The following is a 20792-nucleotide window of genomic DNA, read 5'->3' as shown; positions in this document are numbered from 1 at the left end:
TCAATTTTAGTTTTTTAATCAATTGGGGTTTGAGAAAAGAGAGCCATGTAACATGGCTCTCTTTTCTTTTTGGCCTAAATGAGATATATTCAGTAATGAGTTTAAGAGAAGGAGGCAGGGGCCTTGAAAAGATTAGCGATTGTTCTTGCCGCAGGTCAGGGGAAGCGCATGAAGTCCAAGCTTTATAAAGTGCTCCATCCCGTGTGTGGCAAACCGATGGTCGGGCATGTCCTGAGCGCGGTGAAGAAAGTCAATTGTGAACGTAGTATTGTGGTCGTAGGCCATGGTGCTGAAGCGGTTCAATCTTATCTCGGAACGTCTGCTGAATATGTACTGCAAGAGCAGCAGCTCGGAACCGGTCATGCTGTGAAGCAAGTTAAACCGCTCTTGGGAGAAGAAGAAGGAATCACCCTTGTCGTTTGCGGAGATACTCCACTAGTGACAGAGGAGACCCTTGAAGCGTTGATCAGTCTTCATACCCGCAGCGGAGCCGCGGCTACTGTGTTAACAGCTTCCTTGGATAATCCTGGTGGTTACGGACGGATCATTCGAGGAGAGAACAATTCCGTTCAACGAATTGTTGAACAGAAGGATTGCTCGGCAGAGGATGCGGCAGTGCAGGAGATCAATACTGGCACCTATTGTTTTGATAACGCTAAGTTGTTTGCTGCGCTGGAGAAAGTCACGAACCAAAATGCCCAACAGGAATATTATTTGACAGATGTGATCGGTATTTTGGTGCAAGAAGGCGAGATTGTCGAGGGTTATTTGACAAATGATTACGCAGAATCTATTGGTGTTAACGACCGTTTGGCGCTGTCCGAGGCGGAGTCGTTTATGCGTGAGAGAATTTTGCGGAAGCATATGCTCGGTGGAGTGACCATTATCGATCCAAGTTCGACATATATCGGAGCGGATGTAACAATCGGAGCCGATAGTATTATCTATCCGGGTTCGTTTATCTCCGGTCATAGTGTCATCGGTGAGGATTGTATTATTGGGCCCTCTGCTGAAATTGAAGATTGTCAAATCCACTCTAATGCAAAGGTAAAACAATCAGTACTCTGTCAAGCAGAAGTCGGCAGGGGAACGACGGTTGGGCCTTTCGCTTATTTGCGTCAAGGTACAAAATTAGGAGAAGGTGTCAAGGTAGGCGATTTCGTAGAAATCAAGAATGCCTCTCTAGATGATGGCTCCAAAGTGTCACATCTTAGTTATATCGGTGATGCCAAAGTAGGCAAGAACGTAAATATCGGATGCGGCGCGATTACAGTCAATTATGATGGATATAATAAGTCTATTACTGAAATTGGGGACGATGCATTTATTGGCAGTAATGTTAATTTGATCGCACCAGTGAAGGTTGGTAAGGGTGCATATGTTGTTGCGGGATCGACTATTACTCATTCTGTAAATGACAATGACCTTGCAATAGCTAGAAATCGGCAGGAGAACAAATCTGGTTATGCCGAGAAGATACGTGCTCGTGCCAAAGCTAAGAAACAAAGAGAACAGGACTCATAGGAATCTCCTTAATTATGAGATAACTTAACTATCTATTACAGCACGGAGGGTTTTTAATTTATGACTTATTGTGATTCTAAATTGAAGATATTCACCTGTAATTCCAATCCCAAACTAGCCCATCAAATCGCCGATTATATCGGGATTCCCATGGGAGACTCGGAAACGACGAGCTTCAGCGACGGCGAAATCCAAGTTAAATTGAATGAGAGCGTTCGTGGCTGTCACGTGTACATTGTGCAGTCAACTTGCGGTCCGGTTAACGACAATCTGATGGAACTTCTCGTCATGGTTGATGCTCTGAAACGTGCTTCGGCTAAGAGTATTAATGTCGTTATTCCTTATTATGGTTATGCCCGTCAAGACCGGAAAGCTCGCTCACGCGATCCAATTACAGCTAAATTGGTTGCTAATTTGATCGAGAAAGCTGGAGCCCACCGTGTGATTACAATGGACCTTCATGCTATGCAGATTCAAGGATTCTTCGATATTCCCGTGGATCACATGTTAGGTGTGCCAATTTTGGCACAATACTTCCGTTCTAAGCAAATTGTTAACCCTGTTGTCGTTTCGCCGGATCATGGTGGAGTGGTCAGAGCACGTAAGTTGGCTGATTTCCTTAATGCACCGCTAGCGATTATCGATAAACGCCGTCCAGAGCCGAACGTAAGTGAGGTTATGAACATCATCGGGAACATTGAAGGTAAAACTGCGATTCTCGTTGATGATATTATCGATACTGCTGGTACGATTGTGCTTGGCGCTAATGCACTTAAAGAGGGTGGAGTTACAGAAGTTTATGCTTGCTGTACTCATGCAGTGCTCTCCGGTCCAGCAATGGAACGGTTAGAGAACTCCCCGCTTAAGGAAGTTATCGTAACGGACACTATTCCGATTACACATGCTAACCCAACCAGCAAGCTGAGAGTGTTATCTGTTGCTCCGCTGATGGGAGAAGCGATTATTCGTGTCCATGAGGAATTGTCCATCAGTAAACTATTCGAAATAGAATAAATTCTGAGATACAGTCATACAGGGGTTACACCTTCCACCTGGGAGGTGTAACCCCTATCGGCATATTTATACTTAGTGTGGCTTGAAAATGGAGGATTGATTAAAGTTGAAGTGGATCGTAGGTCTCGGTAATCCGGGGGCCCAATATGAGAAGACAAGGCATAACATTGGCTTTATGGCGGTTAATGAATTGGGTCGTAGACACGGTATTGACATCAAACAGAGCAAATGCAAAGCATTACTAGGCGAAGGCTTTATTTCAGGTCACAAAGTGGCATTAATTAAGCCGATGACCTATATGAATTTGTCAGGTGAAGCAGTTCGGGCATATATGGATTACTATAAAGTAGCTTTGGAGGACATGATTGTCGTCTACGATGATTTGGACACCGAGCTAGGTAGAAACAGACTCCGTTATCAAGGTAGTGCGGGTGGGCATAACGGCATCAAGTCGCTGATTCAGCATACGGGAACGCAAACTTTTAACCGTATTAGAATGGGAATCTCCAGACCAGATCCAGGACATGCCGTCGTAGATTACGTTCTATCTACTTTTGCAAAAAAGGATGCAGCGCTGTTGCAAACCTCAATTGATGCTGCATGTGATGCTATAGAATATAGCCTAGATCATTCCTTTGAACAGACGATGGCAAAATTTAATGGATAGTAGATTGAAGTGTACGGAAGAGGCTAAAGAGAGATCGCTTAGGGCATACTGAAGGAATAATGATTCTTCAGGAGGCATATAGATGGCAATAAACTATGTATGCAGGCATTGCCGAACATTTATTGGTAGAATCGAGGCCCCTCATGTCTCAGAGTTGCAACTGGGTTTCCATTTCTTGACCCCTGATGAGCGGAGAGATATAATAGCGTATGATTCAAGCGGGGAAACAACGGTTCGAGTGACCTGTGATTATTGCAGAGAAGCACTCCAGAATAACCCAGAACTCTCGCTACAATCAAGTCCGTTGCAATGAATGAAAATGATGGCGGAATAACGAAGGATGTATACCGAATTTAACGGTTATAGAGCCTTGGCACGTTTGCTGAGGCTCCTTTTTGATTCGTGTAGGGATGTCCCACAGGACTTACAATAGATTCCACTAAGCAATAAGAGAGGTGCCCCATTTGTTACAAGCACTTATTCAAGCATTTTCCCAAGATTCGGATTTTGCCTCAACAGTTGCAGGTGTAAAAGCCGGAATGAAAGAGCAGTTAATTTCTGGATTATCGGGATCGTCTAGACAAGTCATGTTGGCAGCACTTCATAAAGAAAGTGATCGTCCAATGCTTGTCGTTACCCATAATATGTTTGCCGCTCAGAAGATTGCTGAGGATTTACAGGAGGCACTCTCCACTGATGAGGTGTTACTGTATCCAGCAAATGAGCTAGTTGCTGCTGAATCTGCCGTCTCCAGTCCGGAGATGTTGGCACAGCGGATTGAGGTGCTGTTACAATGCTCCCAGGGTTTTCGGGGGATTGTCGTGGCGCCTTATTCTGGCGTTCGTCGGTTTATCCCCACACCGGAGACGATGCGCGAAGCCTGGCTTGAGATTAAGCTGGGAGGTACCCTTCAGCTTGATGCATTTCTGAACAAGATGATTGAGCTCGGATATGAGCGGGTTGAGCGGGTTGAATCCAGAGGAGAGATGAGTATTCGTGGGGGGATTATCGATTTCTATCCCTTAACCTCGACATTAGCATACCGGATAGAATTATTCGACGATGAGATCGACTCGATGCGTACGTTTGATCCAGCAGATCAACGATCGGTGGATCAAGTCAAGCAAGTGTCTATCCCTCCTTGTAAGGAGCTAATTGCCTCTAAGGATCGTTTGGAGAAAGCGGCGCAAGCTGCGAGCAACCGTTTGGAAGCGCAATTAGAGAAGATGACAGACCGTAAGGCTAAGGCCAAGCTGAAGGAAGAGGTCTCTAAGGAAATTGAAATGCTGCGTGAGCATATATATTTTTCGGAGATTTATAAATATATTTCGCTGATTTATCCGGAGAATAAGACGTTATACGATTATGTAGCGAGTGATACCTTGCTTATTCTGGATGAGCCAGCTCGTCTATTAGAGACAGCCAAACAACTCGAACGAGATGAAGCGGAGTGGAATCTAAACCTGTTTCAGAATGGTAAAAGTCTGCCAGAGCTTCCACTAGCGTTCGAGGGTGATCATGTTCTCTACCGTCGGCCGTTTCAAACATTATTCTTGTCGTTATTCCTACGGCAAGTACCGCATAGCCAACCTCAGAACATTCTGAATTTCGTTAGTCGTGCTATGCAAGACTTCCATGGTCAGATGAATGTGTTGAAGTCAGAAATGGACCGCTGGAAGAAGAGCGGAGCCAAGGTCATTATGCTGGCCAACGGGGAAGAACGGATGGAACGAATGCGGCGTGTGCTGCAGGATTATGGGATTGATGAGCCAACCCTACTGAATGGTAATCTTCAATCGGGGTTTGAGCTACCTTCCGTCCATTTGGTCGTTATAACCGAAGGAGAAATGTTCTCCCAGAAGCAGCGTAAAGTGCGTAAGATTAGCAAGAACATGGACAATGCGGAGCGCATCAAGAGCTATACGGAGCTGAAGGTTGGCGATTATGTTGTCCATCAGAACCATGGGATCGGGAAGTATATTGGGATTGGTACGCTTGAAGTAGGCGGGATTCATAAAGACTATATGCATATCCTGTATGCTGGCGGGGATAAACTGTCGGTACCGATTGAACAGATCGATCTGATACAGAAATATGTTGGCTCTGAAGACAAAGAACCGAAAGTATACAAGCTTGGTGGTAATGACTGGACTCGGGTGAAGAGTAAAGTGCAATCCTCAGTTCAGGATATTGCAGACGAGCTTATTAAACTATATGCCGATCGACAAGCATCTCCTGGTTACGGCTTTGAGAAGGATACACCTGAGCAACAGGAGTTTGAAGCCATGTTCCCTTATGAAGAGACTCGAGACCAGATTCGGGCTATCGAGGAAATCAAGAAGGATATGGAACAGACTCGGCCTATGGATCGTTTGTTATGTGGTGATGTTGGATATGGGAAGACCGAAGTTGCTATTCGTGCTGCTTTTAAAGCGGCCATTGAAGGCAAACAGGTTGCGGTACTTGTACCGACGACGATTCTCGCACAACAGCATTATGAAACTTTCCGTGAGCGATTTGCGGGTTATCCAATTAATATACAAAGTCTTAGCCGCTTCCGCAGTCGGAAGGAACAGAATGAGACGATTAAAGGCGTTAAGAAGGGTACGGTCGATATTGTGATCGGCACCCATCGCTTGTTGTCTCAAGACCTCATATTTAAGGATTTGGGGCTACTGATCGTCGATGAGGAGCAGCGGTTCGGTGTGACGCATAAGGAGAAACTGAAGCGCCTTAAGACGAATGTCGATGTGTTGACGTTAACGGCCACGCCGATTCCGAGAACCTTGCATATGTCGATGCTCGGAGTCCGTGATCTATCTGTTATCGAGACACCTCCGGAGAATCGCTTCCCTGTACAAACATATGTTGTCGAGCATAGCCAGTCACTGGTGCGTGAGGCGGTTGAACGGGAGATGGCGCGCGGAGGACAAATTTATTACTTGTATAATCGTGTTCAAGGAATTCAAGAAATGGCGGCGCAAATTTCGATGCTTGTTCCAGACGCACGGGTTGCGGTTGGTCACGGGCAATTGTCAGAGCAGGAGCTAGAGAAGACGATCCTTGACTTTCTTGACGGAGAATATGATGTCCTGGTAAGCACAAGCATTATCGAAACAGGGGTGGATATCCCGAATGTTAACACCTTGATCGTACATGATGCTGATAAAATGGGCTTGTCCCAGTTGTATCAGTTACGTGGACGTGTGGGACGTTCCAATCGGATTGCGTATGCTTATTTTACTTATCAGCGTGATAAGTCTCTGACAGAGGTGGCGGAGAAGCGGTTGCAATCCATTAAGGAGTTTACTGAACTTGGTTCTGGATTCAAAATCGCTATGCGTGACCTTACAATACGGGGGGCTGGTAATCTGCTAGGAGCGGAACAGCATGGGTTTATTGCTTCCGTTGGATTTGATCTATACTCGCAAATGTTAGCGGAGGAAATCAAGAAGCGTAAGGTATCCATGCTCGGTGAGAAGGTTCCGGAGGAGCAATCATGGAATACGTCGATCGACCTTAGTATAGATGCGTATTTACCGTCGGATTATATTTATGATAGTATTCAGAAGATTGAGATATATAAGAAGACAGCTTCTGCATCTTCGTTTGAAGATGTCTCGGAACTTGAGGATGAGATGCTCGATCGTTTCGGAGAATTGCCGGAAACTGTACAGAACTTGCTCTCAGTAGCGAGGGTCAAGCTGTATGGTAAGAAGTATGGTATCGAATCCATTACTAGACGAGGCGATGAGGTCATTATGAAGTTCTACGCGGGTCGTGAGAAGGACATTATGCCATCCAAGCTTGCGGAAGTTGGAAATCTGTTCGGAAGACGTGTACAATTTAATCAAGGACCGACGATGTTGATCAATATTAAAACTAAGGGAATGGACGACAAAGAATTGATGGCCCTATTGGAACAATTTCTGGAGGCGCTAAAGATTTCGTTCAAAGCGAAAGGGGAATTACTAGATGTTTCGAAGTAAAGAACGTACGTGGAAAAGGTTGACGATTGCAATGGTGGCCGTACTAGCTTTCTCAGTTATGGCAGGATGCGGTAAGAAAGATGAATCTAAAGACGCAGAAAATAGCGACAATAGTGCTGTAGTTGCTACTTATGAAGGTGGACAAATTACGGAAAATGAGTTCGATCGGGAGTTGCGCATCGTATTGTCGCTTCAACCTACAATGGAACAGTTCACTCAATTGGATGATTTCCGTGAATATCTGATCAAGCAAGAAATTGCCTACAAATATTTAGAGTCCAAAGCAGATGACAAGACGAAAGCAGAAGGCAAGAAAAAAGCCGATGAACAATATAAGGCAATGAAAGAAGCATATGGCGAAGATCAGTTTAAAGCAATGCTCGATGCACAAAAAGTGACAGAGAAAGAATTCCAGAATTATATGGTTCGTGTCTATACGGTAATGGAAGGTCAATTGAATCTGGTTACAGATGAAGAAGTTAAAGCTGAATTCGAAGCAACTAAGGACGATTTCACAACAGCTTCAGTCCGTCATATCCTAATTGGTTTGCAGGATGCCGAAGGTAACGAGAAGTATACTTTAGAAGAAGCGCTAAAAGTAGCGAATGAAGTTAAAGCAAAATTGGACAAGGGTGAGGATTTTGCAACTCTTGCCAAAGAATACAGTACCGACGGTGGTTCCAATGCTAACGGTGGATTGTATGAGAATGCTAAAGTTAATAAATGGGTAGAAGAATTTAAGCAAGCTGCTCTGACGCAACCGCTTAACGAAATAGGCGAACCGGTAGAGACAGCTTATGGATATCATATTATTCGTGTGGAATCACGGAATGAGAAGACTTTCGAAGGACTAACCGATGAAGAGAAGGAAACAGTGAAAACAACGGTAGCTTCCAATAAGTTGGACGAGTTTATGAATGGTGAACTAGAGACAAAGATCATCAAGGAAATCAAGCTACCTAAGGTTGAAAAAGCAGCAGATACAACTGAAGGAACTGAAGGAACAGAAGATAAAGATGGTGCTACAACACCAGATACTGGGACCAACACAGGGACTGAAGAAACTGATACAAATACCAACAGTGCCAAATAATTGCTTCCATAGGAAAGTTTGAGTTATAGTAATAAGAGGCAGCGTGATAACTCGCGCTGCTTTCTTGTCTCTGCGAAGGGACTAACGTTTCAAAATTCATCGATAAATCGGATGAATAAGTCGCTGAAAACGGATGAATACTATGGTTAGAATCACAGTAACCGAATCCCACCACTTCTTACAAACATCACTAAGTTGGTTATACGAAGCTCATGATGTTGTAATAACGTGCGGGTTAAATAAAATCCGTTACACCGTATCGTATTTCAAAACTTCTTTAGAAAGCGGGGCAACTTATAAAATGAAAGCAACTGGAATTGTACGCCGTATCGATGATCTGGGCCGTGTGGTAATACCTAAGGAAATCCGTCGCACCTTGCGGATTAGAGAAGGGGATCCACTAGAGATTTTTGTGGACCGTGATGGTGAAGTTATCCTGAAGAAATATTCACCAATTGGTGAGTTAGGCGATTTTGCCAAGGAATACGCTGAATCATTATTTGAGAGTACGGGTCATATTACGCTAATCTCTGACCGGGATACATTGATTGCCGTGGCAGGAGCATCCAAGAAGGAATATTTGGATAAGCAGATTAGCATGTTGTTAGAGAATTGTATGGAAGGCCGTAAGATTATTGTCGAAGTAAACTCGGGAACTTATGAAATTAATAAAGACCACCCAGAGAACATTTCTTCATTTGTGATGGCGCCCATCATTTCAGGGGGAGATCCAATCGGTACTGTGATTCTCTTGAACAAAGATGATTCCGTCAAGATGTCTGAGCTTGAGTCAAAAATGGCTGAAACAGCTGCTGGTTTTCTAGCTAAACAAATGGAGCAGTAAATGTCTCCTGACATAAAAATTTTGCTACATACACACTTCCGTCAATCAGATTGGCCAAGCCGCCCTGATTACACGGGAGTGTGTTCTTTTTGTCGTTTTATAAGGGTAAAGTGAGATGCTTAGCTTTTACGGAGGAGGCAATTCGTCATATAATGGATCTCAGTACTAGGTCATTATAAGAATTTCTCCGTAAAGTAGGGAACTCATGAAGGAATATAATCAACAAACAGGACCCTCTAAGTTGCTTAAAGGGGCAGCAGTGCTAAGCTTGGCAGCGATTGTAACCAAGTTGCTTGGTACCCTGCAGAAGATTCCATTACAGAATATAGGGGGCGACGGTGTCTTTGGGATTTATAACACCGTTTATCCCTTTTATACGATTTTGCTCATGCTGGCGACGGCGGGCTTTCCAACAGCGATCTCGAAGTTTGTAGCGGAGCGTCACGCTGTAGGGCAGGAAGCTGGCAAACGAGAAGTACTTCGGATGGCTACAATAGTGATGGCTATTCTAGGTGTGGCAAGTAGTTTTCTTATGTATTTTGGGGCTCCTTTTCTATCGCGTCTGATTGGAAGTAGTCAGTTAATTCCGGCGCTAAGGAGTTCGGCTCCAGCGCTGTTATTTATACCGCTTAGCGCAGCGATGCGCGGATACTTTCAAGGGTTGCAAGATATGATGCCCACGGCTGTCTCCCAAGTAATTGAACAGGCTGTTCGGGTAGCGGTTATGATCGTCTTGTTAGTTTATTTGGGTGGTATAGGATCCTCAGATGATATGATCGCGGGCGGGGCTTTAGCTGGGTCAGCTGCGGGCGGAGTAGCGGGACTTATTGTTATGCTGATGTATTGGCGTAGGTACAGTAGAGGCGAGAGCAAGATCCAAATGGTAACAGTCTCCCCTGCGGAGAAATACCCTAAGAGCACTCGTGAGACATCGTTGGATAAAGGGGAACGGGGTTGGGGGCTTCTACGGAGTATGCTTCGTTATGCGATCCCGATCTGCTTGGCTTCGCTAGCCGTGCCTTTGATTAGCCTGGTAGATACATTTACATTGCCGCGCCTACTTCGAGGGAGCGGGGGCGAAATAGGGGCGATGATAGAGGTTGGTATATATAACCGGGGGATTCCTCTAGTTCAACTAGTGACTATGATTGCAACTTCGCTTTCTGTGCTCTTTATTCCCGCTCTGGCGGAGTTGAAAATGAGAAGCGACCTTGAGGGGATTCGGCGTCAGTCGAGTGTGGCGCTGCGTTGGTTCTGGCTGATAGGTCTAGCTTCCTCAATTGGTCTGGCCATGTTAGCTGAGCCGATTAATGTGATGCTGTACGGTGATGTGGCTGGCAGTGGAACGATGGCCTGGGTTGCATGGACTGCGGCACCTGGAGCACTCGTTACTGTAACGGCTGCCCTGCTTCAAGGCCTTGGCTACGTTCGAGCGCCTGCGCTACACCTGCTTACTGCAGCTGTGCTAAAGCTGGTGCTGAACATGCTCCTCGTGCCGCAGCTAGGCCCTGACGGTGCCGCTATCGCCGGCATCGTCGCCTACGCTGTAGCAGCCGCGCTGAACCTCGCGCTACTGCTACGACGCGCAGGGATCGCGCTGCGCGTCCGTGACGCGCTGCTGCGCCCTGCTGTCGCGGCGCTTGCGCTCGCCGCGGCACTGGCCCTGCTGCGCTTCGCCACAGCCTCGCTGCCGCATACCCGCCTTGCGGCGGTTGCGGAGAGTCTGCTCGGCGTGCTGCTCGGCGCAGCCGTATTCGCCGCAGCTGTGCTGCGGACGCGCCTGCTGAGCGAGGCGGAGCTGTCCGCGCTGCCGCGCGTTGGGCCGAAGCTGCTAAGCGCGCTTCGGCGTCTGGGGCTGCTGCGCTAAGCACCTAACGCTCTCGCCCGAACTACCGCTTGCCCCGGGACACGGCCGCAACTGGCGCCTGGGCGGCCTTCGTCGTGTCTGACGGCTTTGCGGCATGATGAGGTCGGCCCACAGTCACTGCCGCCTCTAAGAGGCCTTTACCGCGCCTAATGGCCTTCACGGCATTTCGGGGTCGCTCGCGCTCAGTGACGCCCCTGCACGGCCTTCACTGGGCCTAACGGCTTTTGTGGCATTTCTGGCCGTATGCAGTCTCTGCCGCCCCTGCACGGCCTTCATCGCGCCTAACGGCACTTACAATACCCTAACTTTTGGTGCCTTGCGGCCTCTGTTAGCTTTACATTCTTTTCAGTGACAAGGCACCTTCGCCTCATGCACCTTAGGTTTTAGTAAACGACCGGAACTAGTGGTATAGTAATTACAAGAATTTGACCCGCCTTTGAGGCAGACTTGAATAAGTCGGTACGTATACTTATTCGCTGCTTTTATATTTGCGGGACAGGAGTGTGAAAGAATGAGCGCCATCATTACAGTTGTTGGACTAGGCTCCGGCGATCCCGACCGACTGACTCTGGGAAGCTTAAAACAGCTTCAAGTTGCGCAAGAACGGTATGTACGTACGAAGGATCATCCCGTTGTTACATGGTTGGAAGAGACAGGAGTAACCTTCTCATCATTTGATGAGGTATACGAGGAGAAAGCGGACTTTCCCTCCGTCTATAAGGAAATTACAGAGAGACTCATCACGCGTGCTAAATCAGAATCTGGGGGCAAAGCGATTGTATATGCCGTCCCGGGTCATCCGATGGTAGCAGAAGCCACAGTAAAGCTACTCAGGGAACGTTGCCCGCAGGAAGAGATCGAACTGAATGTTATCGGTGGAGAGAGCTTTATTGATGAGGCCTTCCTTCGGTTTGGATTTGATCCCATCGAAGGATTCCAATTGCTTGATGCCTCAGGGTTATCACCCGCCAATATTGATCCGCGGATGCATACGCTGATTGGACAAGTATATGATGTCTTTACGGCCTCAGAAGTGAAGCTGAGTCTGATGGAAATCTATCCTGATGACTATCAAGTCGTTATTGGTCATGCGCTTGGGGTAGATGAACAGGAACAGATCATTACGGTGCCACTCTATGAGCTTGATCGTACGGAAGGGTATGGAAATCTGTCCCTCGTATACGTTCCGGCGAGTAAGGATGATAATTTGCGGATTCGAAGCTTTCAGCGGCTTCATGAGATTGTTACTATCCTTCGTAGCCCTGAGGGTTGTCCGTGGGACCGCGAGCAAACGCATCAATCGATCCGCAAGAACCTGATTGAGGAGACTTATGAGGTTCTAGAGACGATCGATGATGATGATCCGGATCATATGCGTGAAGAACTTGGTGACCTGTTGCTGCAAATTATGCTTCACTCTCAGATTGAAGAGGAGACCGGAGCATTTACAGTATATGATGTCGTTCAAGAGCTGAATGAGAAGTTGTTATATCGTCATCCTCACGTATTTGGAGAGCTCAGTGCTGAGGATGCTGAGGCGGCGCTTAACAACTGGGAAGCTATGAAGGCGGAGGAGAAGCGGCAAAAAGGCATTAGGCCTGAGGAGCTCTCTGTACTGGATGGTGTGCCTCGGGATTTGCCTGCCTTGATGAAAGCATATAAACTACAGAAGAAGGCAGCTAAGGCAGGGTTTGATTGGGATCATATCGACGGGGCTTGGTCTAAGATCGAGGAAGAACTGGGTGAACTTAAGGATGCGGTGCAAGGTGGGCTTGATCCACTTGAGCAGACAAGGGAGCTTGGTGATGTGTTATTCTCGATTGTTAATGTAGCTCGCTTTATTGGGGTCGATCCCGAAGAAGCACTATCGTTGACGATTCTCAAATTTGTACGGCGTTTCGGATATGTAGAGGAGATACTGCGTGAGCGGGGGAAAACACCGCGGGAGAGTACCTTGGTTGAAATGGACAATTTATGGGATGAAGCTAAGGCCAAAGGTATACAATAATATGCAGGAAATACTAAATTTCGTCTAATTTTGCGAAAAAAACAAAATATTTATCACTTTGGAGCAGGAATTCGGGCTTCAAGAAAGAATATTCATACAAGATATTCTAGCGGTTGTACCAAGCTTACGCTGTTTATACTGCTGCATATCACCTATTTTCTTAACTATATGGGAGGCATTATTAATGAACAAGACAGACCTAATCAACAACATTTCAAGTAAAAGTGGTTTGACCAAAAAAGACGTTGAGTCTGTATTAAATGGATTCCTCGGTGAAATAACCGGTGCACTTGCAGACGGAGACAAAGTACAATTGATCGGCTTTGGTACTTTTGAAACTCGTAAACGTTCCGGTCGTACAGGCCGTAACCCACAAACGGGTATGACAATTGAAATCCCTGCATCGAATGTTCCAGCTTTCAAAGCAGGTAACAAACTTAAAGAAGCTGTAAAATAATGCGTCTTGATAAATTCCTGAAGGTGTCGCGGTTAATCAAGCGTCGCACGGTGGCGAAGGATATCTCCGAACAGGGGAGAGTTCTGATCAACGGGCGTGAATCTAAACCGAGTAGTGCGGTCAAAGTTGGCGATGAAATTACCGTTCAATTTGGCCAGAAGCTGGTGACGGTTTCTGTCGACCGACTAGCTGAATCAACTCGTAAGGAAGACGCTGCCACCATGTATACCTTGGTTAAGGAAGAACCGATCGTGAAGGAAACCGGGTTAGACTGGCCCTGAATGATTGGACTTTAAGAAGCATGCCTTTGTTATTCTGAGGCATGCTTCTTTCTTTATATGGAGTTCTAAAGGCAGCATCCCCTCCATAAGCTATCTGTAAGAAGGAGGGGTACATGCCATGATCGAACAAAGTAAAGGAAAACGTCAGGAACTGCATTTACTGCAAAGAAAGCTGTTGGAGATTTGCGGTGTCCTCAATGTAGAGAGCTTCGACAGTGAGGAGTTCCTGCTGCAGACCGAGCTTGGGCATTTAACGATTCGCGGCCAAAATCTGCATATTAAGAATTTAAATTTGGAGCAGGGACTCGTCAGTATCGAAGGCCTGGTTAATTCTCTGTCCTATTTGGATCCTGGCTCTAAGTCATCGGGCAAGGGATTGATGGGTAAGCTATTCCGATGAATCTACAGATGCAGTGGGCCACCCTACTGTGGATGTTATTCTCTGGGTTAATCATGGGGACTGCCTTTGACAGCTATCGCGTGATATCGGGACAACTTCGTTTCCCGCGCTGGAGTGTCCACACTTTGGATTTGATCTATTGGATTGCCGCCTCGTTGTTCGTATTTCGAAATCTTTATCACAGTAATCATGGTGAACTGAGGTTCTATGTCTTCCTAGGGCTGTTTATAGGAGTTTGGGCTTATTTTTTGTTCCTCAGTGTTATAACAGAACGTTTTGTGGTAATGTTAATTAGGATAGTTAGACAAATTTATGCAATAACGGTAAGAGTAGTTCAGATTTTGTTAATTGCTCCAATACTATGGCTGTTGAAACTAATGAAATTACTTTTGGGTTTTGTTGGGATCATATTGTTGTTTCTTGGACGGATCACGTTATTGCCGCTTTGGAAACTTTTAATATGGACAACTAGACCAATTGTAAAGCGTCTTCGAATTATAGATGGCTTTCGCTACATACAACAGCGGATAATTAGAATATGGCAACAATGGTTCGGTAAGAATTGATGGTTTGGAGGTGCCCAGGTGAGCTCAGTTAAGACGAAATCCAATAACAAAGGCCAAGCTTCTTCTAGTTCTACCGGGGCACGCAGGCGGCTTCGTTTATGGATGGGGTGTATGATCCTGTTCTTCGGTTGGGCGGGATATACTTTCATAGCCCAATCTGGGGAGATCGAAGCGAAGTCACAAGAGCTTGAGGAGAGACAGGCCTCCTTAACAAAGAGTCAACAAAGCTTGAATCAATTACAATATGAATTAAACCGCCTTCAAGATCCCGAATATATCGGCCAAATTGCAATGAAGAAATACGGTCTTTACAAACCAGGAGAAATTCCAGTCCGGGTATCGGAGTCAGAGACGGGGAATGATTGACTTAAGGGATATACGTCTGTTGACCTTGTTTGAGTCATTCGGTATAATCAAATCACCGCAGTCAAGACTGTGAGAACTGACTGTATATTTTTAAGGGAGGATCATTTCATTTTATGGCAATAGAAGTGGGCACCAAGTTAGAAGGAAAAGTGACAGGCATCACGCATTTCGGAGCATTTGTGGATCTGTCAGGAGGTGTCACGGGTCTCGTTCATATCTCGGAAATCGCCGACAATTACGTTAAAGACGTCAACGATCATCTGAAGATAGGCGACGCGGTTACCGTGAAGGTAATTAATGTCGATAAGGACGGTAAGATCGGACTATCCATTAAGCAAACTGTAGACAAACCAGTAGAGGCTGCTAGACCGCCTCGTGCACCAAGGCCTGATCGACCGCCAGGTGGCGGAAGAGATGGAGACCGTCCAAGTGGTGGCGGCGGTGGTGGTGGTGGATTTAACCGAGATCGGGGAGGTCGTTCATTTAAACCCCCTGTTGGTAAAGCTACATTTGAAGATAAGGTGTCACGTTTCCTTAAAGATAGTGAGGAACGTATTTCTTCACTGAAGAAGAACACCGAAGGCAAACGCGGAGGACGCGGAGCCAAACGAGTATAATTCCGCAAATTATATATTAAACCCACCGTAGGCAATTGCGATTGCCTACGGTTTTTTGTGTTTATTTTGAAATTAGGGCAAACTTCGTGCCTCCATTACCCATCCATGTTTTTTTTGTCGTCTTCCCTCTTTTGCCGACAGGTTATTACGCAATTCCAGTTATCTCAGCGTGAGGAGTTGATATTCTTCTGTAGAGATCATGCAAATATGTGCGAACATAAAGGCGTATAAGGAAAGCCAGATACAGTGTGCGTCTACGTTCGTGGTGTTTCGTAATTCCCTCTCAATTTGTCGGAAAATTCTTTTGTACCTATGCGGACATCTGACAAACTTTCCATCTTCGCCCTCCTATAATGGGACATACCTTATAAAAACTAGAATAGGTGGTGCCGGGACGATGGAGAAGTGGAATGTCATCTCATTCCCAGGGATGAAGAAGGCGAAGGAGCCGATCAAGACAACGTGGTGGAACGGGTGGACAAGCATCCCCATCGTGAATAAATTCAGTACAATCCTTGGGGCAAATAAATGGAACTGGTTACTGATGTTCATGGGCTTTTTGCTAGGCAAAGCAACAATCCTAGGGGAATTGTCTCCGTTTGCTGCCGCATTCTTCGCAGTGATTATGTTTATGCGCCGGGATATCGCCATCTTAGCTGGAGCGTCGATGGTTGCTGGAGCTTTATTTTCACCCGTTCAGGGTAATCATGTCATCGTTATTGCTGCAGAGTTGCTCATATTCTATTTGATCCACAAAGGAGTAGAGTCGTTCGATCGGGCGGATATATCTTATGCGCCGTTAATGGTGTTCACGTCCACCTTTTTCGTAGGTCTGTTTAATGCTATCGTTGGTCCGTCCCTTACTTGGTATGCCATGACCATGATAGTAATGGATGCAGTGTTAAGCTTTGTGCTCACTTTGGTATTTATTCAGGCACTGCCAATCCTGACTTATCGCAAGAAAACGTATCAACTGCGTAATGAGGAAATTTTATGTCTCGTTATTTTACTGGCTTCCGTAATGACTGGTTCGGTTGGTTGGGAAATTAGTGGGTTATCCATAGAGCATGTACTATCGAGATATTTGATTCTTATATTTGCCCTAGTAGGCGGTGCACCGCTAGGGGCGTCGGTTGGCGTTGTTACCGGATTGATTCTTAGTTTGGCTGATACATCGGCACTCTATCAAATGAGTCTACTAGCTTTTTCAGGGATGTTGGCTGGAATGCTACGCGAAGGACGTAAATGGGCAGTCGGTTTCGGGATGTTACTGGGTTCCTCTATCTTGTCCATCTATCTCACGGGGCCAGCCGATGTATTGTCCTCAACTTGGGAGAGTTGCATCGCTGTAGGGATGTTTCTTCTGACGCCAAAAGGTTTAATTAGCGCCATCTCCAAATATGTTCCTGGCACGCAGGATCATATCAATACACAGCAAGAATATGCGAAGCGTGTACGAGATATTACTGCAGAGCGGGTAACGAAATTTTCACATGTATTTAAACAGTTATCTCACAGTTTCGGGGTTACCTCAGGTTCTGGTGAGATGGCGAGACATAACAGGGATATGGAGCACTTCATGAATTCTGTGACGGAAGAAGTTTGTGGGAACTGCTTTCGCCGCAATTCATGCTGGGATGGTAAGTTCTATCAAACCTATAAATATATGACCGATATGATGACAATGATTGAAGATAAGCCGAATTTGAGCAAGGAGCAGCTCCCTCCAAAGTGGGGCAAAATTTGCTCTAAGACGGAGCAAGTATTAGAAGTGATGAAGCATGAGTACGACCTCTACCAACATGATATGCATTGGAAACGGCAAATATACGATAGTCGTCAGCTTGTGGCTGAGCAGCTCTCGGGTGTCTCGCAGGTTATGGAAGACCTGGCCAAGGAGATTAAGCGGGAAGGACAAGCGATGTATCGGCAGGAGGAACAGATTAGGGAAGCACTGGAGCAAATGGGTCTATCCATCCAAAGTATCGATATTGTTAATCTGGATCATGGGAACGTAGAGATCGAGATTGTACATGCTTATACTCGTGGGTACGACGAATGCCGGAAGATTATAGCTCCGTTATTGTCGGATATTCTAGTTGAACATATTGCAGTTATCAATGAAACTTCGCTTGGCGGAAGAGAAGGCCTTGCATGTGTAACTTTTGGGTCAGCCAAGACCTATGAGATTACTACCGGGGTGGCGGGTGCAGCTAAAGGTGGCGATTTACTCTCAGGTGATAGCTTTAGCGCCATGGAGCTTGGGAACGGCACCTACGCGGTAGCGATCAGTGATGGTATGGGCAATGGGGAGCGGGCGAGGATGGAGAGCAGTACTGCTCTAAGTATTCTCGAGCAATTGTTGCAATCCGGTATGGATGAGACCCTGGCCATCAAATCGGTCAATTCTATTCTGATGCTGCGATCACCGGATGAGATTTATGCCACGGTGGACCTGGCGCTGATCGATGAATATTCTGCCCGGACTACATTTATGAAGATTGGATCCTCGCCAAGTTTCATCAAGCGTGGGCAAGAGGTGATTCCTGTATCAGCCAGCAATTTACCCATTGGTATTATACAGGAGATTGAAATTGACTTGGTAACCGTACAATTGTACCCGGGGGATACACTGATTATGATGACGGACGGAATTTATGATGCCCCAGGTCACGCTGTGAATAAGGAATTGTGGATCAAACGATTGATCCAAGAAATTCAAGAGGAAGAGCCGCAGGAGATGGCTGACCGACTGCTAGATTCAGTCATTCGATATCAGCAAAATCTCATCCTAGACGATATGACCGTTGTGGTAGTGAAGGTTGATCACTTACGCCCGCAATGGGCAACGCTCAATATACCAGGTATCAGTAGATTAGAGCGACCTCGTACCGTGAGCTAGATTAATTATATGTGCTGACCCAGTAAGGTAAATCCATAAAATTCCTTTAGTATATTTTTTAAATATGGAATAGTTTAGGGGAATGAAGTAAAATAGAACTATCTTTGTTTTTGTAACTATTTTTTTCAATCTATTCTCAAATAATTAAATATTTCGGCAAAACTACTGAAAAGTAGTGACGCAAAGCTATAGGGACTTCCTTCCTGCCTTGGTGGGAGATGTCAGCCAGTTGCACAAAAATTGGTGATCTATGGTGTTTTTTGCTATGGGTCATTTTTTTTGTTCTCGGAATATTAGAAGTTTAGACATTGAAGGGGGAATAGGTATGGTGATGAAAGTTTAGCCATCAAGACCTACATAATAGATTCAAATAGATTCATACTAAGATACGAATGAGGAGACATAAAATGAAGTTACATAATGTATTCAAGATTGTGACTAACAGAAGTATTGTTTTTAAGAACATGCTACTGGCTAGTCTTTCTGTTGTTTTAACGGGAGCTATTTTAATTACAGCTAGTTATTATATTCAAGGGAAGGTTCTTACCAATCAATTGGAATCTGATTCACAACTAGTCATGGAGGCGTGGAAGAACAAAATCACCTCCGCAGAAGCGGCCGAAGCTATGGCTAGCACGGACAGGAATTCAGCTATCCAGAAGAAAGTAACCGAAATATTTGATGAATTGTCAGCGACACATCCTAATGTTGCCCAAGGATATATCTTTGGCTCAGAGATTGTAGAAGGCAACAAGACGTTGATGATTGCTTTCCCGACAGCCATTCTGGATATGTTTGCTGGAGAAGGCTTGAATTTGGGTGATAATCTGGGACAAGTAGATTTTCATATTGAAGGAGTAAAGGAACTACTTAAGACCAAAGAGATTACTTTTACTAAACCTTATAAGGATGATTATGGAACCTGGCTAACCGTGTTCTATCCTTTTCAGGATGAGCAGGGCAAGGTGTTTGCATATATGGGGATGGATATTGACGCTAGTTTGATCTTGAAAGGTAAGCAGGATTTGTTGAAATATACTACACTTGCACTGATTATAACCATTATCTTAATTTTGATATTCCAGTTCTGGACTACCAAACGTACATTTGCTCCAGTTAAGGATTTAATGCAAGCTCTGGATAAACTTAGCCAGGGTGATTTTAGCGTGCAGTTAAAGACAAGTCAGGATGAGCTTGGTCAGGTAAATGCGAAGTTTAACTCAACCGTAGCCAATATTAATACTTTAGTAACTACGATAAAGTCGGTTTCCATTCAATCTGCAGAACAGTCTAAAGTGCTATCGACAACAATGGAAGAAAATCATGGGCACTCTTTGGCTATTACCGAAAATATTGAGGAGATCTCTGAGAAGGTATCGCAGCAAAGCAAATCCATCTCGGAAGGGGTAACCTCACTTGAGGAAATCACTTCAGGGGTCAATACGATCGCTGGAAGCACTTCCTCCGTATCCGAAGCTTCTCTGCAAATGAGAGATCAATCGGAGCAAGGTAATGACAATGTCGTAAAAGTAATGAACCAGATGAACTCTATTCATCAATCTGTAATGAATTCCGTCGTTTCCATTGAACGTTTACAAGAACGTTCTGGTGAGATTGAGGAAATTGTGCAGGTAATTACAGATATCGCTACGCAAACCCACCTATTATCGCTTAATGCCAGCATTGAAGCGGCTAGAGCAGGTGAAGACGGACGAGGTTTTGCAGTTGTTGCTAATGAAGTGAAGAAGCTTGCGGAACAGTCTGGTAACTCAGCTAAGAAGATTACAGATTTAGTTCATTACATTCAGCAGGAAACCCTGACAGCCGTTAAATCAATCAATGAAGGTGAGCAGAATGTTAAGGTCGGCATCAACATTGTACAACAGACGGGTGAATTGTTTGGTGGAATTCTGATGGCTACAGATGCGGTGACGAGTCAAATTCAGGAGGTATCTGCGGCAACGGAAGAGATGGTTGCAGAGACGGAGCAAATTACAGCAGCGATCAAACAACTTGCCCAATTGGCAGAGAGAAATGCGGCTGTATCCGATGAAATCAAGACACGAGCTTTAGAGCAGCGTTCTTCATCCAATAAAATTGTAGATTCTGCACAGCAAATGAATCAAATTTCAGAGAAGCTGGAGAGTCTTGTTGCCGGACTGAAATTATAGATCAGCATAGATGAGCTAAGGAGCAA

Annotated in this window: 17 protein-coding genes and 1 riboswitch; all 17 genes read left to right on the top strand. The window is 45.4% G+C overall.

Annotation, left to right across the window (positions count from 1 at the left end):
- Positions 1-123 precede the first annotated feature (123 nt).
- The 17 genes from glmU to EJP82_RS21985 all read left to right on the top strand — a co-directional run bounded on the left by glmU (position 124) and on the right by EJP82_RS21985 (position 20766).
- Positions 124-1524 carry a bifunctional UDP-N-acetylglucosamine diphosphorylase/glucosamine-1-phosphate N-acetyltransferase GlmU gene (gene glmU / locus EJP82_RS22065; protein ID WP_127194233.1) on the top strand — a complete coding sequence of 467 codons (1401 nt, stop codon included), beginning with the start codon at positions 124-126 and terminating at the stop codon, positions 1522-1524.
- A gap of 60 nt (positions 1525-1584) precedes the next feature.
- Positions 1585-2538, top strand: coding sequence for a ribose-phosphate diphosphokinase (locus tag EJP82_RS22060; RefSeq protein ID WP_127194232.1), 954 nt, complete (start codon positions 1585-1587; stop codon positions 2536-2538).
- 106 nt (positions 2539-2644) lie between these two features.
- Positions 2645-3205, top strand: coding sequence for an aminoacyl-tRNA hydrolase (gene pth / locus EJP82_RS22055; protein WP_127194231.1), 561 nt, complete (start codon positions 2645-2647; stop codon positions 3203-3205).
- 82 nt (positions 3206-3287) lie between these two features.
- Positions 3288-3518 (top strand): anti-sigma-F factor Fin family protein, encoded by a 231-nt coding sequence (locus EJP82_RS22050; RefSeq protein ID WP_127194230.1) that lies wholly within the window; start codon positions 3288-3290, stop codon positions 3516-3518.
- Between the two features lie 151 nt (positions 3519-3669).
- Positions 3670-7194, top strand: coding sequence for a transcription-repair coupling factor (gene mfd, locus EJP82_RS22045; protein WP_127194229.1), 3525 nt, complete (start codon positions 3670-3672; stop codon positions 7192-7194).
- Positions 7181-8287: a peptidylprolyl isomerase gene (locus EJP82_RS22040; protein ID WP_127194228.1), complete on the top strand. Its 1107-nt coding sequence runs from the start codon at positions 7181-7183 to the stop codon at positions 8285-8287. Before mfd ends, EJP82_RS22040 begins: the two co-directional genes overlap by 14 nt.
- Positions 8288-8588: 301 nt before the next feature.
- Positions 8589-9131 carry a stage V sporulation protein T gene (spoVT, locus tag EJP82_RS22035; RefSeq protein ID WP_127194260.1) on the top strand — a complete coding sequence of 181 codons (543 nt, stop codon included), beginning with the start codon at positions 8589-8591 and terminating at the stop codon, positions 9129-9131.
- A gap of 205 nt (positions 9132-9336) precedes the next feature.
- On the top strand, positions 9337-10998 hold the full coding sequence (locus tag EJP82_RS22030) for a putative polysaccharide biosynthesis protein (RefSeq protein WP_127194227.1): 1662 nt from the start codon (positions 9337-9339) through the stop codon (positions 10996-10998).
- Between the two features lie 511 nt (positions 10999-11509).
- Complete coding sequence (gene yabN, locus EJP82_RS22025; protein ID WP_127194226.1) at positions 11510-13006, top strand: bifunctional methyltransferase/pyrophosphohydrolase YabN; 1497 nt, start codon at positions 11510-11512, stop codon at positions 13004-13006.
- A 184-nt stretch (positions 13007-13190) separates the two neighbouring features.
- Positions 13191-13463: an HU family DNA-binding protein gene (locus EJP82_RS22020; protein ID WP_127194225.1), complete on the top strand. Its 273-nt coding sequence runs from the start codon at positions 13191-13193 to the stop codon at positions 13461-13463.
- Entirely contained in the window at positions 13463-13744 is a 282-nt protein-coding gene (locus tag EJP82_RS22015; RefSeq protein WP_127194224.1) for an RNA-binding S4 domain-containing protein, read from the top strand. The genes EJP82_RS22020 and EJP82_RS22015 overlap by 1 nt, the downstream gene beginning before the upstream one ends.
- A 118-nt stretch (positions 13745-13862) precedes the next feature.
- Positions 13863-14144 carry a sporulation protein YabP gene (gene yabP / locus EJP82_RS22010; protein WP_127194223.1) on the top strand — a complete coding sequence of 94 codons (282 nt, stop codon included), beginning with the start codon at positions 13863-13865 and terminating at the stop codon, positions 14142-14144.
- Entirely contained in the window at positions 14141-14710 is a 570-nt protein-coding gene (yabQ, locus tag EJP82_RS22005; protein WP_127194222.1) for a spore cortex biosynthesis protein YabQ, read from the top strand. The genes yabP and yabQ overlap by 4 nt, the downstream gene beginning before the upstream one ends.
- A gap of 18 nt (positions 14711-14728) precedes the next feature.
- A complete protein-coding gene (locus tag EJP82_RS22000; protein WP_246054383.1) occupies positions 14729-15076 on the top strand; it encodes an FtsB family cell division protein in 348 nt (115 codons plus the stop codon).
- A 113-nt stretch (positions 15077-15189) separates the two neighbouring features.
- Positions 15190-15693: a S1 domain-containing RNA-binding protein gene (locus EJP82_RS21995; RefSeq protein ID WP_127194221.1), complete on the top strand. Its 504-nt coding sequence runs from the start codon at positions 15190-15192 to the stop codon at positions 15691-15693.
- 397 nt (positions 15694-16090) lie between these two features.
- A complete protein-coding gene (spoIIE, locus tag EJP82_RS21990) occupies positions 16091-18595 on the top strand; it encodes a stage II sporulation protein E (protein WP_127194220.1) in 2505 nt (834 codons plus the stop codon).
- 145 nt (positions 18596-18740) lie between these two features.
- Positions 18741-18832, top strand: a riboswitch (cyclic di-GMP riboswitch).
- Positions 18833-19002: 170 nt separating this feature from the next.
- Positions 19003-20766 carry a methyl-accepting chemotaxis protein gene (locus tag EJP82_RS21985; RefSeq protein WP_127194219.1) on the top strand — a complete coding sequence of 588 codons (1764 nt, stop codon included), beginning with the start codon at positions 19003-19005 and terminating at the stop codon, positions 20764-20766.
- Positions 20767-20792: the final 26 nt, after the last annotated feature.

This window comes from Paenibacillus anaericanus, assembly GCF_003994475.1.
GTDB classification, from domain to species: domain Bacteria; phylum Bacillota; class Bacilli; order Paenibacillales; family Paenibacillaceae; genus Fontibacillus; species Fontibacillus anaericanus.
The sequence above is the reverse complement of the archived record's forward strand: the minus strand, read 5'-3'. Positions and strand labels throughout refer to the sequence as shown.

Coding starts and splice junctions, on each gene's coding strand:
- EJP82_RS22020 (WP_127194225.1), top strand. CDS start 13,191: ATGAACAAGACAGACCTAATCAACAACATTTCAAGTAAAAGTGGTTTG.
- spoIIE (WP_127194220.1), top strand. CDS start 16,091: ATGGAGAAGTGGAATGTCATCTCATTCCCAGGGATGAAGAAGGCGAAG.
- yabQ (WP_127194222.1), top strand. CDS start 14,141: ATGAATCTACAGATGCAGTGGGCCACCCTACTGTGGATGTTATTCTCT.
- EJP82_RS22015 (WP_127194224.1), top strand. CDS start 13,463: ATGCGTCTTGATAAATTCCTGAAGGTGTCGCGGTTAATCAAGCGTCGC.
- yabP (WP_127194223.1), top strand. CDS start 13,863: ATGATCGAACAAAGTAAAGGAAAACGTCAGGAACTGCATTTACTGCAA.
- yabN (WP_127194226.1), top strand. CDS start 11,510: ATGAGCGCCATCATTACAGTTGTTGGACTAGGCTCCGGCGATCCCGAC.
- EJP82_RS22040 (WP_127194228.1), top strand. CDS start 7,181: ATGTTTCGAAGTAAAGAACGTACGTGGAAAAGGTTGACGATTGCAATG.
- EJP82_RS21995 (WP_127194221.1), top strand. CDS start 15,190: ATGGCAATAGAAGTGGGCACCAAGTTAGAAGGAAAAGTGACAGGCATC.
- EJP82_RS22030 (WP_127194227.1), top strand. CDS start 9,337: ATGAAGGAATATAATCAACAAACAGGACCCTCTAAGTTGCTTAAAGGG.
- EJP82_RS21985 (WP_127194219.1), top strand. CDS start 19,003: ATGAAGTTACATAATGTATTCAAGATTGTGACTAACAGAAGTATTGTT.
- spoVT (WP_127194260.1), top strand. CDS start 8,589: ATGAAAGCAACTGGAATTGTACGCCGTATCGATGATCTGGGCCGTGTG.
- EJP82_RS22050 (WP_127194230.1), top strand. CDS start 3,288: ATGGCAATAAACTATGTATGCAGGCATTGCCGAACATTTATTGGTAGA.
- EJP82_RS22060 (WP_127194232.1), top strand. CDS start 1,585: ATGACTTATTGTGATTCTAAATTGAAGATATTCACCTGTAATTCCAAT.